This window comes from Methyloversatilis sp. S146-33 (genome assembly GCF_059552495.1).
On the sequence record NZ_JCANOT010000026.1, the window covers coordinates 197400 to 210592 of the forward strand.

Sequence of the window (13193 nt, forward strand, 5' to 3'; positions counted from 1 at the left end):
GGCCGAAGCAGTACGCGAAGCAGGTTTCCGGGTTGTTAGCTCAGTTGGTAGAGCAGCGGACTCTTAATCCGTAGGTCGAGTGTTCGAGCCACTCACAACCCACCAGATGCAGCATGAAAAAGGGCCGGTTCTTAGGAACCGGCCCTTTTCTTTTCCACGCTCGCGGAGCTTGCTGTGACGGGCCGGTGCGGCCCGCCCGGCTTCAGCTCCTGCGTTGCGCCCCTTCCGTTTCGATAAGCTGGGCGAGCAGGCGGCGGGCACGCACTGGCGCCGGGTCGCCGGACAGCAGCACCGGCTTCAGCGACCACAGGTCGGTGGTGCCCATCTCTTCCTGTGCCGCCTCGATGATGGGCTTGTCCTCGGTGCTGAAGGCGGCCACCGTGCCCTCCAGCTTCATCCGGTTCAGTTCGGCGTCCTCGACCAGCCAGTTGCGGCGGGTGGCGAAGAAGTAGTGGGTGGACGTTTCGGTCTCCGGCGTCATCAGGTGGTGGTCCCAGGACAGCAGGCCGTCGTCCGGATTGCTGCTGCCTTGAACCGCGCCGACGGTCAGCAGCATCGTGCAGGGGGCGGTCCACACCACGCCCACATGATGTTCGGCACCCGCGCCCGGCGTCGGCAGGAAGGGCGAGAAGAAGCCCATCGGCGGATCCTGATGCCATTCCCAGCGCACGCTGACCGTGCTGCCTTCCTCCACTACCTTCGGGATCTGCGGGCTGAGCTTGCCGGCGGTGTTCAGCAGCGGGCCGTGCACGTGGTCGACGTGGCTCAGGTCCATGATGTTGTCGACGATGATTTCGTAGTTCGCCTTCATGTGCATGTAGGCCCAGCCCTTGGAATTGGCGTGGCCGCCATCCAGCAGCGAATAGTCGGGGATGGTCGCCGGATCGGCCTTGGCCGCTTCGCCGGTCCATACCCAGATGAAGCCGTGACGCTCGGCGGCCGGGAAGGCTTGCACCACCGCCGCACGCGGGATGTGACCGTCGCCATGCGGGCTTTCGACGCACTTGCCGCTGCAGTCGAAACGCAGCGCGTGATAGGGACAGACCACGTCGTCGCCGACCCGCTTGCCCATGTGCAGCGGCACGAAGCGATGCGGGCAGCGGTCGCGCAGGATGACCGGCGTGCCGTCGCCGCGGCGATAGATCAGCATCGACAGGCCGAGAATCTTGCGATGGAACAGCGCCTCGCCCTCGACTTCGGTCGACAGGGCCGCGACATACCAGGCGTTGTGCAGGAAAGCCATTTTCATCCTCCGTACGGGCCGTGCCGGCCCTTTGTTGTTCAGGTGCCGGCCTTGCTGCAAACCCCATGCCAGTCGAACGGATGTGGCCACGGTGTTGATTTGAAAAGTTTTTTCCAGCTGCGCAGCGTTTCCCTCGCTTCAAAAGACTGAAAAGATGCGATTGCCGTCGCGGTGTGTGCGGTGCTGTGCATGGTGTCATGCATCATGTGCCGCTCGTCGATTGCGGGGAGCTCTGCATGCATCCGTCCAACCTCGGCGTTCCGGACGCCGACCAACGCCTTTCCGAGCGGCTGCGTTTCGCGCCGGATACCGGCCACATCATGCTGTTCGACCAGCGCATGCTGCTGATGCACGGCTTCTCGATGGCCGAACTGCGGCGCGAACTGGTGGAGCGGCTCGGCGCCGATATGGCGCGCGGCGTGTTCACCCGGCTGGGCTACCAGCAAGGACTGGCCGATCACCGCCGGGTGCGCGACGCCTTTGGCGACGACGTGGCCACCGCGGTGTCGCTCGGGCCGCGCCTGCGCGACATGGAAGGCTATGTGCGCAATACGCCGCTGGAAGTGCGCTTCAATCAGGACGCCGGCGAGTTCTTCGGCGACTTCACCTGGACCAGTTCGTGGGAGGCCGAGGCCCACCTGCAGCAGTTCGGCATCAGCGGGTCACCGGCCTGCTGGATGAACGTCGGCTACGCCACCGCCTTCGCCACCAGCGCCTTCGGCCGGCCGCTGCTGGTACGCGAGGTCGAATGCGTGGCCATGGGGCATGCGCGCTGTCGGGCGGTCATCCGGCCGGTGGCCGAATGGCCGAATGCCGAAACCGATCTGCACTTCATGCAGGTGGAGGATTTCGTCGATCCGCCGATGCAGCGACGCCCGGCCGAGGCGAGCGCAGATGGAGAAGTCGGTTTCGAGGCGGTATCGCCGCTGGAGCACGAACTGGTGGGCGCCTCGACCGCCTTCAACTCGGTGGTCTATCTGCTCAAGCGGGTCGGTCAGACCGATGCCACGGTGCTTTTTCTCGGTGAAAGCGGCGTCGGCAAGGAGCGCTTCTCGCGCGCGCTGCACCAGATCGGCCGGCGCGCGGGCGGCCCTTTCGTGTCGCTGAACTGCGCCGCCATCCCGCACGATCTGGTCGAGGCCGAACTGTTCGGCGTGGATCGCGGCGCCTTCACTGGCGCATCGGTGTCGCGGCCCGGCCGCTTCGAGCGCGCGCACGGCGGCACGCTCTTTCTCGACGAGATCGGCAGCTTGCCGCTGCATGCCCAGGGCAAGCTTTTGCGTGCACTGCAGGAGCGCGAGGTCGAGCGGGTAGGCGGCAGCCAGCTGCGCAAGGTCGATGTGCGCATCGTCGCCGCCACCAACGAAGACCTGAGGAAGGCGGTGGCGGAGGGGCGCTTCCGCGCCGACCTGTTCTTCCGGCTCAATGTGTTCCCGATCCGCATTCCGCCGCTGCGCGACCGCCGCGAGGACATTCCGCTGATGCTGGGCGTGTTTGTCGAGCGCTTCGGTCAGCGCTTCGGCAAACGCATACGCGGCATCACGCGCAACGCGCTGGACGCGCTGTGGCACTACGACTGGCCGGGCAATGTGCGCGAGCTGGAAAACATGGTGGAACGTGCGGTCATTCTGGCCGACGCCGATGGCGCGCTCGACGTGCACCATCTGTTCTCCGGCGGCGAGGTCACCGACTGGCAGTCCTTCAGCCTGCTGCCCAGTGGCGACGTGGTGGCGCGCGGTGACGGCGTGGCCGCGCACACCGCCGCGGGCGAGGCGACTGCAGACGCCGCGGCCCGCCTGCTGGCCGGCGGGCGCACGCTGGCCGATATCGAGGAGGCGGTCATCCGCGCCGCGCTCGATCGCCACGGCGGCAAGCTGGCGCCCGCCGCGCGCGAACTCGGACTGGGTCGCGGCCAGATGCAGTACCGCGTGGCCCGCATGCGGCGTCGCAACACGCCATCCGCCTGAAGCCCTTTGCTGCACTGCGGCCTCCCACTGGCGCGGGTGCGCGTCCATCCATACCTTTCTCGTATGAATCGGCGGATCAAATGGTATTGGATCGCATGGTTCCGCCGCTGTAAGTTTTCGAACACGACGTACCCCAACCTCGAAGCGAGGTAAGGAAAGCGGACGCAGGAAGGCCGGAACAAGGTCGCGACGCGGAGGAGGCATGGAGCCACAGGTTCAGCGCTTGCCGGTTGGCGACGGCACGCACGACGCCGGGCATGGTGCGACGAGTTATGCGGTGACGATCGAAGGTGTGGACCGCGCCGTCAGCTGCCGCGCCGGCGACGCCTTGCTCACCGCCATGCTGGCGCGCGGTCTGCGCGACATACCGGTCGGCTGTCGCGGCGGCGGCTGCGGCGTATGCAAGGTGGAAGTGCTCGGCGGGCGTTACGCCGCACTGAAGATGAGCGTGGACCACGTGAGCGCCGACGACCGCCTGCAGCACCGCGTGCTGGCTTGCCGCATCGTGCCGCGCAGCGATCTGCAGGTACGGGTGATCGGACAGATGGCGAATACCGTGCGGCGGCTGGTCGACAGCGCGTCGCAGGCGGAACGGAGCGGAGGCCGGCACGGCCTCCCGGACCAGAGCTAGGAGGCAGCAGTGGCGAAGATCAGATGTGCGCTGATCGGGTCGGGCAACATCGGTACCGACCTGATCTACAAGCTCAAGCGCAGCGAGGTGCTGGAGCCGGTGTGGATGGTGGGCATAGACCCGGCGTCCGAAGGGCTGGCACGTGCACGCGAGCTGGGCCTGAAGACCACCGCCGAAGGCGTGGACGGCCTGCTGCCGCACGTGCGGGAAGACGGCATACAGATCGCCTTCGACGCCACCAGCGCCTACGTGCATGCCGAGAACAGCCGCAAGCTCAACGAGCTGGGCGTCATGATGGTCGATCTGACGCCGGCGGCCATCGGCCCGCTGTGCGTGCCGCCGGTCAATCTGCGCGAGCACATGGACCGCGTGGAAATGAACGTGAACATGATTTCCTGCGCCGGCCAGGCGACCATACCCATCGTGCATGCGGTGTCGCGCATCCAGCCGGTGGAGTACGCGGAAATCATCGCCAGCCTGTCCTCGCGCTCGATCGGTCCGGGCACCCGTGCCAATCTCGACGAATTCACCTACACCACCTCGGACGCGATCTGCCGCGTCGGCGGTGCGCGCCGCGGCAAGGCGCTGGCCATCATCAATCCGGCCGACCCGCCGATGATCATGCGCAACACCATCTACTGCCTGACCGACGACAAGCCGGACGAGGCACGCATCACCGACTCCATCCTGGCGATGATCGGCGAGGTGCAGTCCTATGTGCCGGGCTACCGGCTGGTGAACGGCCCGGTGTTCCACGAGCGCAAGGTGTCGGTGTTCATGGAGGTCGCCGGCCTCGGCGACTACCTGCCGCGCTACGCCGGCAACCTGGACATCATGACTGCCGCTGCCACCCGCACCGCGGAGATGTTCGCGCAGGAACTGCTGTCCGGCCGCATCGAGCTGAAACCCCTGGAGACCGCGTGATGAGCGCCGAGCAAAACCTGAAAGGACGCAAGGTCGTCCTCCATGACATGTGCCTGCGCGACGGCATGCACGCCAAGCGCGAACAGATCAGCGTGGACCAGATGGTGCGCGTCGCCAGCGCGCTCGACGCCGCCGGCGTGCCGCTGATCCAGGTCACCCACGGCGCCGGGCTGGGCGGCAACTCGCTGCAGCACGGCTTCGCGCTGCACAGTAACGAGGACTACCTGCGTGCCGTCTGTCCGCAGATGAAGCAGGCGAAGATTTCGGTTCTGCTGATTCCCGGTCTGGGCACCATGCGCGAACTGCAGTCGGCCTATGACTGCGGTGCGCGCAGCGTCACCATCGCCACCCACTGCACCGAAGCCGACACCGCGCCGCAGCACATCGCCTTCGCGCGCAAGCTGGGCATGGACACCGTCGGCTTCCTGATGATGGCCCACCTGAACACGCCGGAAGGCCTCGCGCAGCAGGGCAAGCTGATGGAAAGCTATGGCGCGCAGACCATTTACATCACCGATTCCGCCGGCTACATGCTGCCGGCCGACGTGCGTTCCCGCGTCGCCGCGCTGCGCGCGGTGCTGAACCCGGACACCGAAATCGGCTTCCACGGCCACCACAATCTGGGCATGGGCATCGCCAACTCGATCGCCGCGATCGAGGAAGGCGCCAGCCGCATCGACGGCTCGGTGGCCGGCCTCGGCGCCGGTGCCGGCAACACGCCGCTGGAAGTATTCGCCGCGGTGTGCGAGCGCATGGGCATGGACACCGGCGTCGACCTGTTCAAGCTGATGGACGTGGCCGAAGACATCATCGTGCCGATGATGGACCACCTGGTGCGCGTCGACCGCGAATCGCTGACGCTGGGTTTCGCCGGCGTGTATTCCACCTTCCTGCTGCACGCCAAGCGCGCGGCCGAGCGCTACGGCGTGCCGGCGCGCGACATCCTGGTCGAACTGGGCCGGCGCAAGATGATAGGCGGGCAGGAAGACATGATCGAGGACACGGCCATGACCATGGCCAAGGAAAGAGGGCTGCTCAAAAGCGTCGCCTGACGCTGCGGCAGCCATCTCCGGAAACGCGACCCCCACACATATATAAAAGGAGGAGAGGAATGTCGCTGAGATCGGTTTTGAGGCTGGGAGAGGTCGCCATACGCGTGCTCGACATGAAGGTGTCGAAGCGGCACTACGGCGAGCGCATGGGCCTGCACGAAGTGATGACCGACGCGGACGGTCGCGTCTATTACAAGGCCTGGGACGAGCACGACCACCACAGCATCGTGCTGCGCGAGGCCGATGCACCGGGCATGGATTACCTCGCGTTCAAGGTGTACGACGATCAGACCCTGAACGACCTGGAACCGAAGATCCGCGCCTTCGGCCTCGAAGTGCGCCACATCGACGCCGGCGTCTACCCGAAGAGCGGCCGCCGCCTGCAGTTCACGCTGCCCAGCGGCCATGTGATGCAGCTCTACGCGCACAAGGATCAGACCGGCAATACGCTGGGCACGCTGAACCCGGGCGTGCTGCCGGACGAAGGCGTCATCCGCGGCTTCCGCATCAACCGGCTCGACCACGCGCTGCTCGGCGGCGTGAACATCGACGAAACCGCGCGGCTGTTCATGGAGGTGTTTGGCTTCGATCTCAGCGAAAAGCTGATCGACGCCGACAGCAAGCAGTCGCTGGCGCTCTTCCTCAGCTGCTCGACCAAGCCGCATGACGTCGCCTTCGTGCTGCAGCCGACGCCCGGACGTTTCCACCACGTGTCCTTCCTGCTGGAGTCGACGCACGACGTGATCCACGCGGCGGACCTGATCGGCAAGTACCGCATTCCGGTCGACGTCGGCCCGAACCGCCACGGCGTCACCCGCGGCGCGACCATCTACTTCTTCGATCCGTCGGGCAACCGCAACGAGGTGTTCAGCGGCGGCTACGTGCATTACCCGGACACGCCGACGCTGGTGTGGGACACCACCGAACTGGGTCACGCCACGTTCGCGCAGGACAACATCGTGCGCGAAAGCTTCCTCAACGTGCTGACCGGCTGATCGCGATGGACGCAAAGCAGGCAGAACTGGCGGTCGTCGTCGGTGCCACCGGCGACTTCGGTCAGGCCATCGTCGGCCGGCTGCTGCAGGCCGGTCTTGGCGTGGTCGCGGTGGCGCGCAGCGCCGGCTCGCTCGACGCGCTGTGCAGTGCTCACCCGGGCGTGCGCGCCTGCGTGGCCGACATCGGCGACGACAGCGCCATCGCGGCGCTGGCGGCCAGCCTCGACCGGCCGGTGCGCGCGGTGGTGCACGGACCTGGAGTCGCCGTGGCCGGCGGCATCCTGAACGCACCGACGGCAGCGCTGGTCGATGCGGTGAACATCAAGGTCGGCGGGCTGCTGCGTCTGGTACGCGCGGTCGACGAGCGCCTGGTGGCGGGTTCGCGGCTGATCGCCATCGGCGGTCACTACGGCTTCGAGCCGACCGCCTACGCCGCCTCCGCCGGCATCGCCAACGCGGCGCTGGTCAATGCCGTGCGTCAGCTCAGTCTCGCCTATGGCGAACGTGGCATCACCGCCCACCTGATCGCGCCCGGCCCGGCCGACACCGCGCGTCTGCACCGCGTGGCCGCCGACCGCGCCGCGCTGCGCGGCGTCACGGTCGAGGCGGTGCTGGACGACATGCGGGCCGAGTCGTCGATCCGCGCCTTCACCACGCCGGCCCAGGTCGCCTGGGCGGTGAGCACGCTGCTGGATCCGGAAGCCGATGCCATGACCGGCGCCACGCTGATGCTGGATTCCGGCCGCCGGCGCGGTCTGCCCTGATACGAGTCACGCCATGCCCATCGTCAATTTCCATCTGGTCGCCGGCAGCAGCACGCCGGAACAGGACGAGTGCCTGCTCAGACGCGCCTCGGCGTTGTATGCCGAAGTGCTGGCGTCGCCGATTGAGCGGGTGCGCGCTTTCATTACGCTGCACGACCCGGAGCAGTTCGCGGTCGGTGGCGAACTGGTGAGCGTCAGCGGTGATCAGGCGCCCTTCTTCGACTTCATCGTGCTCGACGGTCGCCCGCTGGATCAGCGCCAGCTGCTGATGCGCGGCTTCACCGACCTGCTGGTCGAGGTGCTCGGCGTGCGCCGCGAGCGCGTGCGTGGCTGCTGCCGCCGCGTGCCGCCGGAGGACTGGTGCATCGCCGGCGAGCCGGCGAGCGAACTGCGGCGTACCGAGATCGAAGCCCGTGCTGCCGCGGCAGGAAAGTCCGCATGAGCGCGGCTGCCGTCAGCGGTCGCGTCGACCTGCCCAGCCTGGGCTGGCGGGCGGCGCAGCGTGCGGTGGCAGCCGCGATCGAGAAGGCTGAGTCGCTGTGCATACGTGTCGATGCGGCGGTGGTCGACCGCAGCGGAAACACGCTGGCCTTCCTGCGCATGCCCGGCGCCTTCCTGCATTCGGCGGACCTGGCGGTGGACAAGGCCTATACCGCAGCCGGCTTCGGCTTCCCGACCGCGCACTGGATGCAGGTGTTCGGTGATGCCGAGCACCTGAAGATCGGTCTGTCCGCCCGACCACGCCTGGTCGTGCTGGGCGGTGGCCTGCCGGTATTCGATGGTGACCAGTGCATCGCCGGCATCGGTGTGTCGGGTGGCAGCGAGGCACAGGATGAAGCCTGCGCCCGCGCCGCGCTCGACGCGCTGTACGCACCCGAGGAATGAACCCAGCCTGCGCCGCGAGCGGCGGCGGGCGCAGCGAATGAGAACCCGGCAATGAGCACAAGCCCCTCCACCCTGTTTCCGGTACGCGTTGCCCGCAAGACGGTCGAAGCACTCGACATCTGCACCTTCGAGCTGGTCAGTCCCGACGGCGGTGCGCTGCCGCCGTTCGCCGCCGGTGCCCACATCGACGTCGAGGTGAAGCCGGGTCTGGTGCGCCAGTACTCGCTGTGCAACGACCCGGCGGAAAGCCACCGTTACCTGATCGGTGTGCTGCGCGACCAGGCGTCGCGCGGCGGCTCGGTCGGCATGCACACCGGCGTCGACGAAGGCGCGCTGATCAATATCAGCGCGCCGAAGAACCACTTTGCGCTGGCTCACGAGGCCGGTCGCAGCCTGCTGCTGGCCGGAGGCATCGGGGTCACCCCCATCCTCTGCATGGCGGAGCGCCTGTCCTCGACGGGCGCGGATTTCCGGATGCATTACTGCACCCGCTCGAAGGACCGTACCGCGTTCTTCGGGCGCATCCAGGACAGCGCCTTCGCCGACCGCGTGCACTTCCATTTCGACGACGGTGCGCCCGACCAGAAAGCCGACCTGGCCGCGCTGCTTGCCACGCCGGACGCCGACACCCATCTCTATGTCTGCGGCCCTGGCGGCTTTCTCGACGCCGTCATCTCGACCGCCAAGCGCCTGGGCTGGGCGGATGGCAACATCCATTTCGAATATTTTTCGGCGCCGGTCGATGCAAATGCGCAGTCCGCCGCCTTCGAGGTGCAGATCGCCAGCAGCGGCCGCGTCATCCCGGTGGCGGCCGACCGCAGCGTGCTGCTTGCGCTGGCCGACGCCGGCATCGAACTGCCTTACTCGTGCGAACAGGGTGTGTGCGGCACTTGCCTGACCCGGGTGATCGACGGCACGCCGGACCACCGCGACGCCTACCTGACCGACGCCGAAAAGGCGAAGAACGATCAGTTCCTGCCCTGCTGCTCGCGCGCTCGTTCGCCGCGTCTGGTGCTCGATCTGTAACGGCACGGATACGGCGGGGCGGCCTTCCGCTCAGGACGAGGCCCGGCGCCGCTCATGTTCCTCGCGGAACTCGCGCACCGTGTCGAGGAAGGCCGCGAGGATGGGCGACTCGTCGTCCGAGCGGTAAAGGCAGCTCAGGTCCACCGTGGCCTGCGCTGGCGGGTTCTTCAGCGGGCGATACACCACGCCCGGAATCTTCAGGCTGGTGACCGATTCCGGCACCAGGCTGACACCGAAGCCCGACGCCACCAGCGCGACACCGGTCACCGCGTCGCCCACCTCCTGCGACACCTGTGGCGCGAAGCCCATGTCGCGGCACAGCCCCATCACCTTGTCGACGAAGTTCGGCCGCTGGCCGGTCGGGAACAGCACCATCGGGTACTTTGCCAGCACGGTGAGCGGTACTCTTTCCTCGCTGGCCAGTTCGTGTCCTTCGTTCACCGCCAGCAGCAGCTTCTCGGTCGCCACCAGCGTGGTCGACAGATCGGGCAGCGGCGCCAGCATGCGGTTGAAGCCGACGGTGATGCGACGCTGGCGCAGCGCTTCGATCTGCTCGCTCTTGGTCATCGTGTGCAGCACGATGTTCACTTCCGGGTACTGGCGGCGGAAAGCGAGCAGCAGCTTGGGAATGGAATCGAGGATGGCGGAGCCGAAGATGGCAACGTCCAGCCGGCCCAGCTTGCCCTGGCCGGCGCGCTGTGTGCGCTCGGTCGCCTGTTCGACCAGCGAGCGGATGTTGCGCGCCTCGTGCAGCAGCACCTCGCCGGTCTGTGTCAGTTCCATGCCGCGCGGCGTGCGATTGAACAGCCGCACGCCCAGCTCTTCCTCGAGCTGCTGTATCTGTCGCGTCAGCGGCGGCTGCGATATGTTCAGCCGTGCCGCCGCGCGGCCAATGTTCTGTTCCTCGGCGACGGCGATGAAGTACTTGAGATGTCTCAGATCCACGGTATCGACGGCCTGGAGTGCGCTGCGCAAGAGGGCCGGATTCTAACGCCGCACACGTGGTGGTGACCGGGCATGTACGCATGACGATTGAACTGCTGCATTCCAAGCTGCAGGCGCCGACGTGGCGACGGATGTCGTTGCCGCGTCCGCGCCTCGTTCCAGCTGAACCTGCCCGGGTGGTGCTGATCACTGCACCGGCCGGCTATGGCAAGACCCGTCTTGCCGCGCAGATGCACGACGACTGGCGCAAGCGCGGCAGGGCGGCCGCATGGCTTACGCTCGACGCGCAGGACGGCGACGTCGTGCGTGTCAGTGCTCACCTGCTGGAGGCGCTGCAGCGGGCCAGCGGCCGAGTCGCGCCGGAAGCGCAGCGTCTGCTGGCCAGCGGCGGCGAACAGGGCGAGGCGCCGTCCGCCGCGGCGCTGCTGCAGGCGCTGCGGTCTGCCTTCGCTGCGCTCGATGCCCCGTTGCTGCTGATTCTTGACGACCTGCACATGGTCGAGGACAGCGGCGTGCTCGACCTGCTCGGCGAACTGCTGCGCACACCGCTGGACCCGGTGCACTGGGTGATCGCCTCGCGCGGAATGCCGGCATTGCCGCTGGCCCGGCTGCGGGCCGCCGGCGACGTGGTCGACATCGACGCCCGGGCGCTCGCTTTCTCGCTGCCTGAAACCGTCGCTTTCATGCGGGGCACTGCCGCGCCGCCGCTGAGCGAGGCGCAGGCCGGCCGGCTGCACGCGCGCACCGAAGGCTGGGCGGCCAGTCTGCAACTGGCGGCGATCGCGCTCGGTGGCGCCAGCGATGTCGATACCTTCCTGCAACAGTTTTCCGGCGCCGACCGCGACGTGGCGGACTTCCTGATGGAAGAGGTGTTCAACCGCCAGCCGCCGGCGCTGCGCGACTTCCTGCTCGCCACCTCCATCCTGGAGCGCTTCGATCATGCACTGTGCGACGCGCTGTTCGACCGCGGCGGCAGTCGCGCGCTGATCGACGAGATCGAGCGGCGCGACCTCTTCCTGCTGTCGCTCGACCGCGAGCGCGCGTGGTACCGCTATCACCCGCTGTTCGCCGACCTGCTGCGGCAGCGGCTGCGGCGCGTCCGGCCGGAGACGGTACCGGTGCTGCACCGGCGCGCCTGCGACTGGCTGGCGGCGCACGGCCAGATCGAGGCGGCAATCGAACACGCCCTGGCCGCCGGCGACAACGCACGCGCCGGCGCACTGGTCGACGGCATCAGCACCTCGCTGTTCGTCAGCGGCCGTACGGCCACGCTGCGCACGCTGGCAGCCCGACTGCCGCCGCCGGTGGCCGACGCGCAGCCGAGGCTGCAGCTCGAACTGGCGTGGGAACACACGATACGCTGGCGTTTTGCCGAAGCGCGCCACGCGCTGGCCGCGGTCGCGACGCACGCGAACCTGAGCGGTGCCGACGGTCCGGCGCTGCATGCCCGGCTGGCGCACCGCCAGTTCATGCTGCAGGTGTTTACCGACGATCTGGACGGCGCGTTGATTGCAGGTCATGCATGGCTGGCCGCGCACGGCGGCGGTGGCGATTTCATGAGCGGTTCGGTCGCGGTGGCGCAGATGATGTGCGAGCGCGAAAGCCATCGCTGCGCACTCACCGCCGCCCGCGCCGCCGCCTTCCGTCAGCGCTTCGCCGACACCGGCGCGCTGTACGGCATGGTGTTCAGCGAAACCGTCATCGGCAGCACCCATGCCGTGCGCGGCGAACTCGCGCTGGCGCGCGCAGCATTCGAAGAGGCCTGCCGGGCTGCGGTGCGCATCCACGGCGAAGCTTCGTTGCTGGCCGCGATGCCGGCTGCCCAGCTGGCGGCGCTGGCCTACGAGGGCAACCGCTTGGGCGAAGTCGACGCGTTGCTCGAACGCTGTGCTGCCGCGCACGGCGAATCCACCGAATTCGGCCTGGTCGATTCGGTCATCGCCCGCCATCTCACCGCCGCCCGACTGGCGCGCGCGCGGCGGCAGAACGACGCTGCCCATCTTGCGCTGGACCGCGGGCTGCGCCTGGCCGACGAGTACCGGCTGCCGCGCTTGCGTGCGCACGTGCATGCGGAGCGGGTGCGGCTGTACCTGCTCGACGGTCACGTCAAGGAGGCCGCCCGCCTGCTGGCCGGCTTCGCACCGCCGGGTCTGCCGCCGGCGGCCGATGCCTTCTGCGGCAGCGACCGGCTGGCACTGGTGATGGCGCATGCGCGGGTCGATTTCGAGCGCGGTGCGCATGCCGACGTGCTGGCCCGGCTGCGGCGCTGGAGCCGCTGGGCGGCCGAGCGTCAGTGCCTGACGCCGGCGCTGCGGCTGTCGCTGCTGCTCGCTGCGCTGGCCCGGCGCAGCGGCGACCCGGTCACCGCCCGCCATGCACTGGCTGATGCGCTGCGCTGGCGTGACAGCGCGGACTTCGTGCGCAGCTTCGTCGACGAGGGCGAGGACATACGCGCACTGCTGGCCGAACAGCAGGGCGACCCACTGTGCGGCGCGCTGCTCGGCGCATTCGACGGCGGCGCTGCTGACCTCGCGTCGGCGGTTGCCGTACCGGAAGACCCGCGCAGCCTGTCGGCCCGCGAACTGGACATCCTCGGCCTGACCGCCGCCAATCTGCAGACCGCCGAGATCGCCGCCCGGCTGGGCCTGGCCGACACCACGGTGAAGTGGTACTGGAAGCGCATCTTCGAGAAGCTGGGCGTGCGCCGCCGGCCGCTGGCGGTGCGCGCCGCCCGCCAGCGCGGCCTGATCGCCTGAGCGGA

Annotated in this window: 13 protein-coding genes and 1 tRNA gene; 11 read left to right on the forward strand and 3 right to left on the reverse strand. The window is 68.0% G+C overall.

What is annotated here, in order from left to right:
* The first annotated feature begins 29 nt into the window (after positions 1 to 29).
* A tRNA-Lys gene (locus AC51BJ_RS10460) sits at positions 30 to 105 on the forward strand.
* A gap of 97 nt (positions 106 to 202) precedes the next feature.
* Here AC51BJ_RS10460 and AC51BJ_RS10465 read toward each other — a convergent pair.
* Both AC51BJ_RS10465 and AC51BJ_RS10470 read right to left on the reverse strand, forming a co-directional pair.
* On the reverse strand, positions 203 to 1243 hold the full coding sequence (locus tag AC51BJ_RS10465; protein ID WP_496280164.1) for a Rieske 2Fe-2S domain-containing protein: 1041 nt from the start codon (positions 1241 to 1243) through the stop codon (positions 203 to 205).
* 38 nt (positions 1244 to 1281) lie between these two features.
* A complete protein-coding gene (locus tag AC51BJ_RS10470; protein WP_496280165.1) occupies positions 1282 to 1449 on the reverse strand; it encodes a hypothetical protein in 168 nt (55 codons plus the stop codon).
* Positions 1450 to 1479: 30 nt separating this feature from the next.
* On the opposite strand from AC51BJ_RS10470, the gene AC51BJ_RS10475 reads away from it, so the two are divergent.
* The 9 genes from AC51BJ_RS10475 to AC51BJ_RS10515 all read left to right on the forward strand — a co-directional run bounded on the left by AC51BJ_RS10475 (position 1480) and on the right by AC51BJ_RS10515 (position 9487).
* Positions 1480 to 3210, forward strand: coding sequence for a sigma 54-interacting transcriptional regulator (locus AC51BJ_RS10475; protein ID WP_496280166.1), 1731 nt, complete (start codon positions 1480 to 1482; stop codon positions 3208 to 3210).
* Between the two features lie 202 nt (positions 3211 to 3412).
* Entirely contained in the window at positions 3413 to 3841 is a 429-nt protein-coding gene (locus AC51BJ_RS10480; RefSeq protein ID WP_304026589.1) for a 2Fe-2S iron-sulfur cluster binding domain-containing protein, read from the forward strand.
* A gap of 9 nt (positions 3842 to 3850) precedes the next feature.
* Positions 3851 to 4765: an acetaldehyde dehydrogenase (acetylating) gene (locus AC51BJ_RS10485; protein WP_304026590.1), complete on the forward strand. Its 915-nt coding sequence runs from the start codon at positions 3851 to 3853 to the stop codon at positions 4763 to 4765.
* Positions 4765 to 5817 carry a 4-hydroxy-2-oxovalerate aldolase gene (dmpG, locus tag AC51BJ_RS10490; RefSeq protein ID WP_304026593.1) on the forward strand — a complete coding sequence of 351 codons (1053 nt, stop codon included), beginning with the start codon at positions 4765 to 4767 and terminating at the stop codon, positions 5815 to 5817. The genes AC51BJ_RS10485 and dmpG overlap by 1 nt, the downstream gene beginning before the upstream one ends.
* 59 nt (positions 5818 to 5876) lie before the next feature.
* Positions 5877 to 6812, forward strand: a complete 936-nt coding sequence (locus AC51BJ_RS10495) for a catechol 2,3-dioxygenase (protein WP_496280167.1) — start codon at positions 5877 to 5879, stop codon at positions 6810 to 6812.
* A 5-nt stretch (positions 6813 to 6817) separates the two neighbouring features.
* Complete coding sequence (locus tag AC51BJ_RS10500; RefSeq protein WP_496280168.1) at positions 6818 to 7576, forward strand: SDR family oxidoreductase; 759 nt, start codon at positions 6818 to 6820, stop codon at positions 7574 to 7576.
* Between the two features lie 13 nt (positions 7577 to 7589).
* Positions 7590 to 8018 (forward strand): tautomerase family protein, encoded by a 429-nt coding sequence (locus tag AC51BJ_RS10505; RefSeq protein ID WP_496280169.1) that lies wholly within the window; start codon positions 7590 to 7592, stop codon positions 8016 to 8018.
* Positions 8015 to 8461: a GlcG/HbpS family heme-binding protein gene (locus AC51BJ_RS10510; RefSeq protein WP_496280170.1), complete on the forward strand. Its 447-nt coding sequence runs from the start codon at positions 8015 to 8017 to the stop codon at positions 8459 to 8461. Before AC51BJ_RS10505 ends, AC51BJ_RS10510 begins: the two co-directional genes overlap by 4 nt.
* A 51-nt stretch (positions 8462 to 8512) precedes the next feature.
* Positions 8513 to 9487, forward strand: coding sequence for a PDR/VanB family oxidoreductase (locus tag AC51BJ_RS10515; protein WP_496280171.1), 975 nt, complete (start codon positions 8513 to 8515; stop codon positions 9485 to 9487).
* Between the two features lie 30 nt (positions 9488 to 9517).
* Here AC51BJ_RS10515 and AC51BJ_RS10520 read toward each other — a convergent pair whose 3' ends face one another.
* Entirely contained in the window at positions 9518 to 10432 is a 915-nt protein-coding gene (locus tag AC51BJ_RS10520; protein WP_304026607.1) for a LysR family transcriptional regulator, read from the reverse strand.
* Between the two features lie 80 nt (positions 10433 to 10512).
* Here AC51BJ_RS10520 and AC51BJ_RS10525 point away from each other — a divergent pair, with 80 nt between their 5' ends.
* A complete protein-coding gene (locus tag AC51BJ_RS10525) occupies positions 10513 to 13188 on the forward strand; it encodes a helix-turn-helix transcriptional regulator (RefSeq protein ID WP_496280172.1) in 2676 nt (891 codons plus the stop codon).
* The last annotated feature ends 5 nt before the right edge of the window (positions 13189 to 13193 follow it).

Excerpts from the sequence above, each read along its gene's own strand:
- AC51BJ_RS10465 (WP_496280164.1), bottom strand. The coding sequence starts at position 1,243 with ATGGCTTTCCTGCACAACGCCTGGTATGTCGCGGCCCTGTCGACCGAA.
- AC51BJ_RS10470 (WP_496280165.1), bottom strand. The coding sequence starts at position 1,449 with ATGATGCATGACACCATGCACAGCACCGCACACACCGCGACGGCAATC.
- AC51BJ_RS10475 (WP_496280166.1), top strand. The coding sequence starts at position 1,480 with ATGCATCCGTCCAACCTCGGCGTTCCGGACGCCGACCAACGCCTTTCC.
- AC51BJ_RS10480 (WP_304026589.1), top strand. The coding sequence starts at position 3,413 with ATGGAGCCACAGGTTCAGCGCTTGCCGGTTGGCGACGGCACGCACGAC.
- dmpG (WP_304026593.1), top strand. The coding sequence starts at position 4,765 with ATGAGCGCCGAGCAAAACCTGAAAGGACGCAAGGTCGTCCTCCATGAC.
- AC51BJ_RS10495 (WP_496280167.1), top strand. The coding sequence starts at position 5,877 with ATGTCGCTGAGATCGGTTTTGAGGCTGGGAGAGGTCGCCATACGCGTG.
- AC51BJ_RS10500 (WP_496280168.1), top strand. The coding sequence starts at position 6,818 with ATGGACGCAAAGCAGGCAGAACTGGCGGTCGTCGTCGGTGCCACCGGC.
- AC51BJ_RS10505 (WP_496280169.1), top strand. The coding sequence starts at position 7,590 with ATGCCCATCGTCAATTTCCATCTGGTCGCCGGCAGCAGCACGCCGGAA.
- AC51BJ_RS10510 (WP_496280170.1), top strand. The coding sequence starts at position 8,015 with ATGAGCGCGGCTGCCGTCAGCGGTCGCGTCGACCTGCCCAGCCTGGGC.
- AC51BJ_RS10515 (WP_496280171.1), top strand. The coding sequence starts at position 8,513 with ATGAGCACAAGCCCCTCCACCCTGTTTCCGGTACGCGTTGCCCGCAAG.
- AC51BJ_RS10525 (WP_496280172.1), top strand. The coding sequence starts at position 10,513 with ATGACGATTGAACTGCTGCATTCCAAGCTGCAGGCGCCGACGTGGCGA.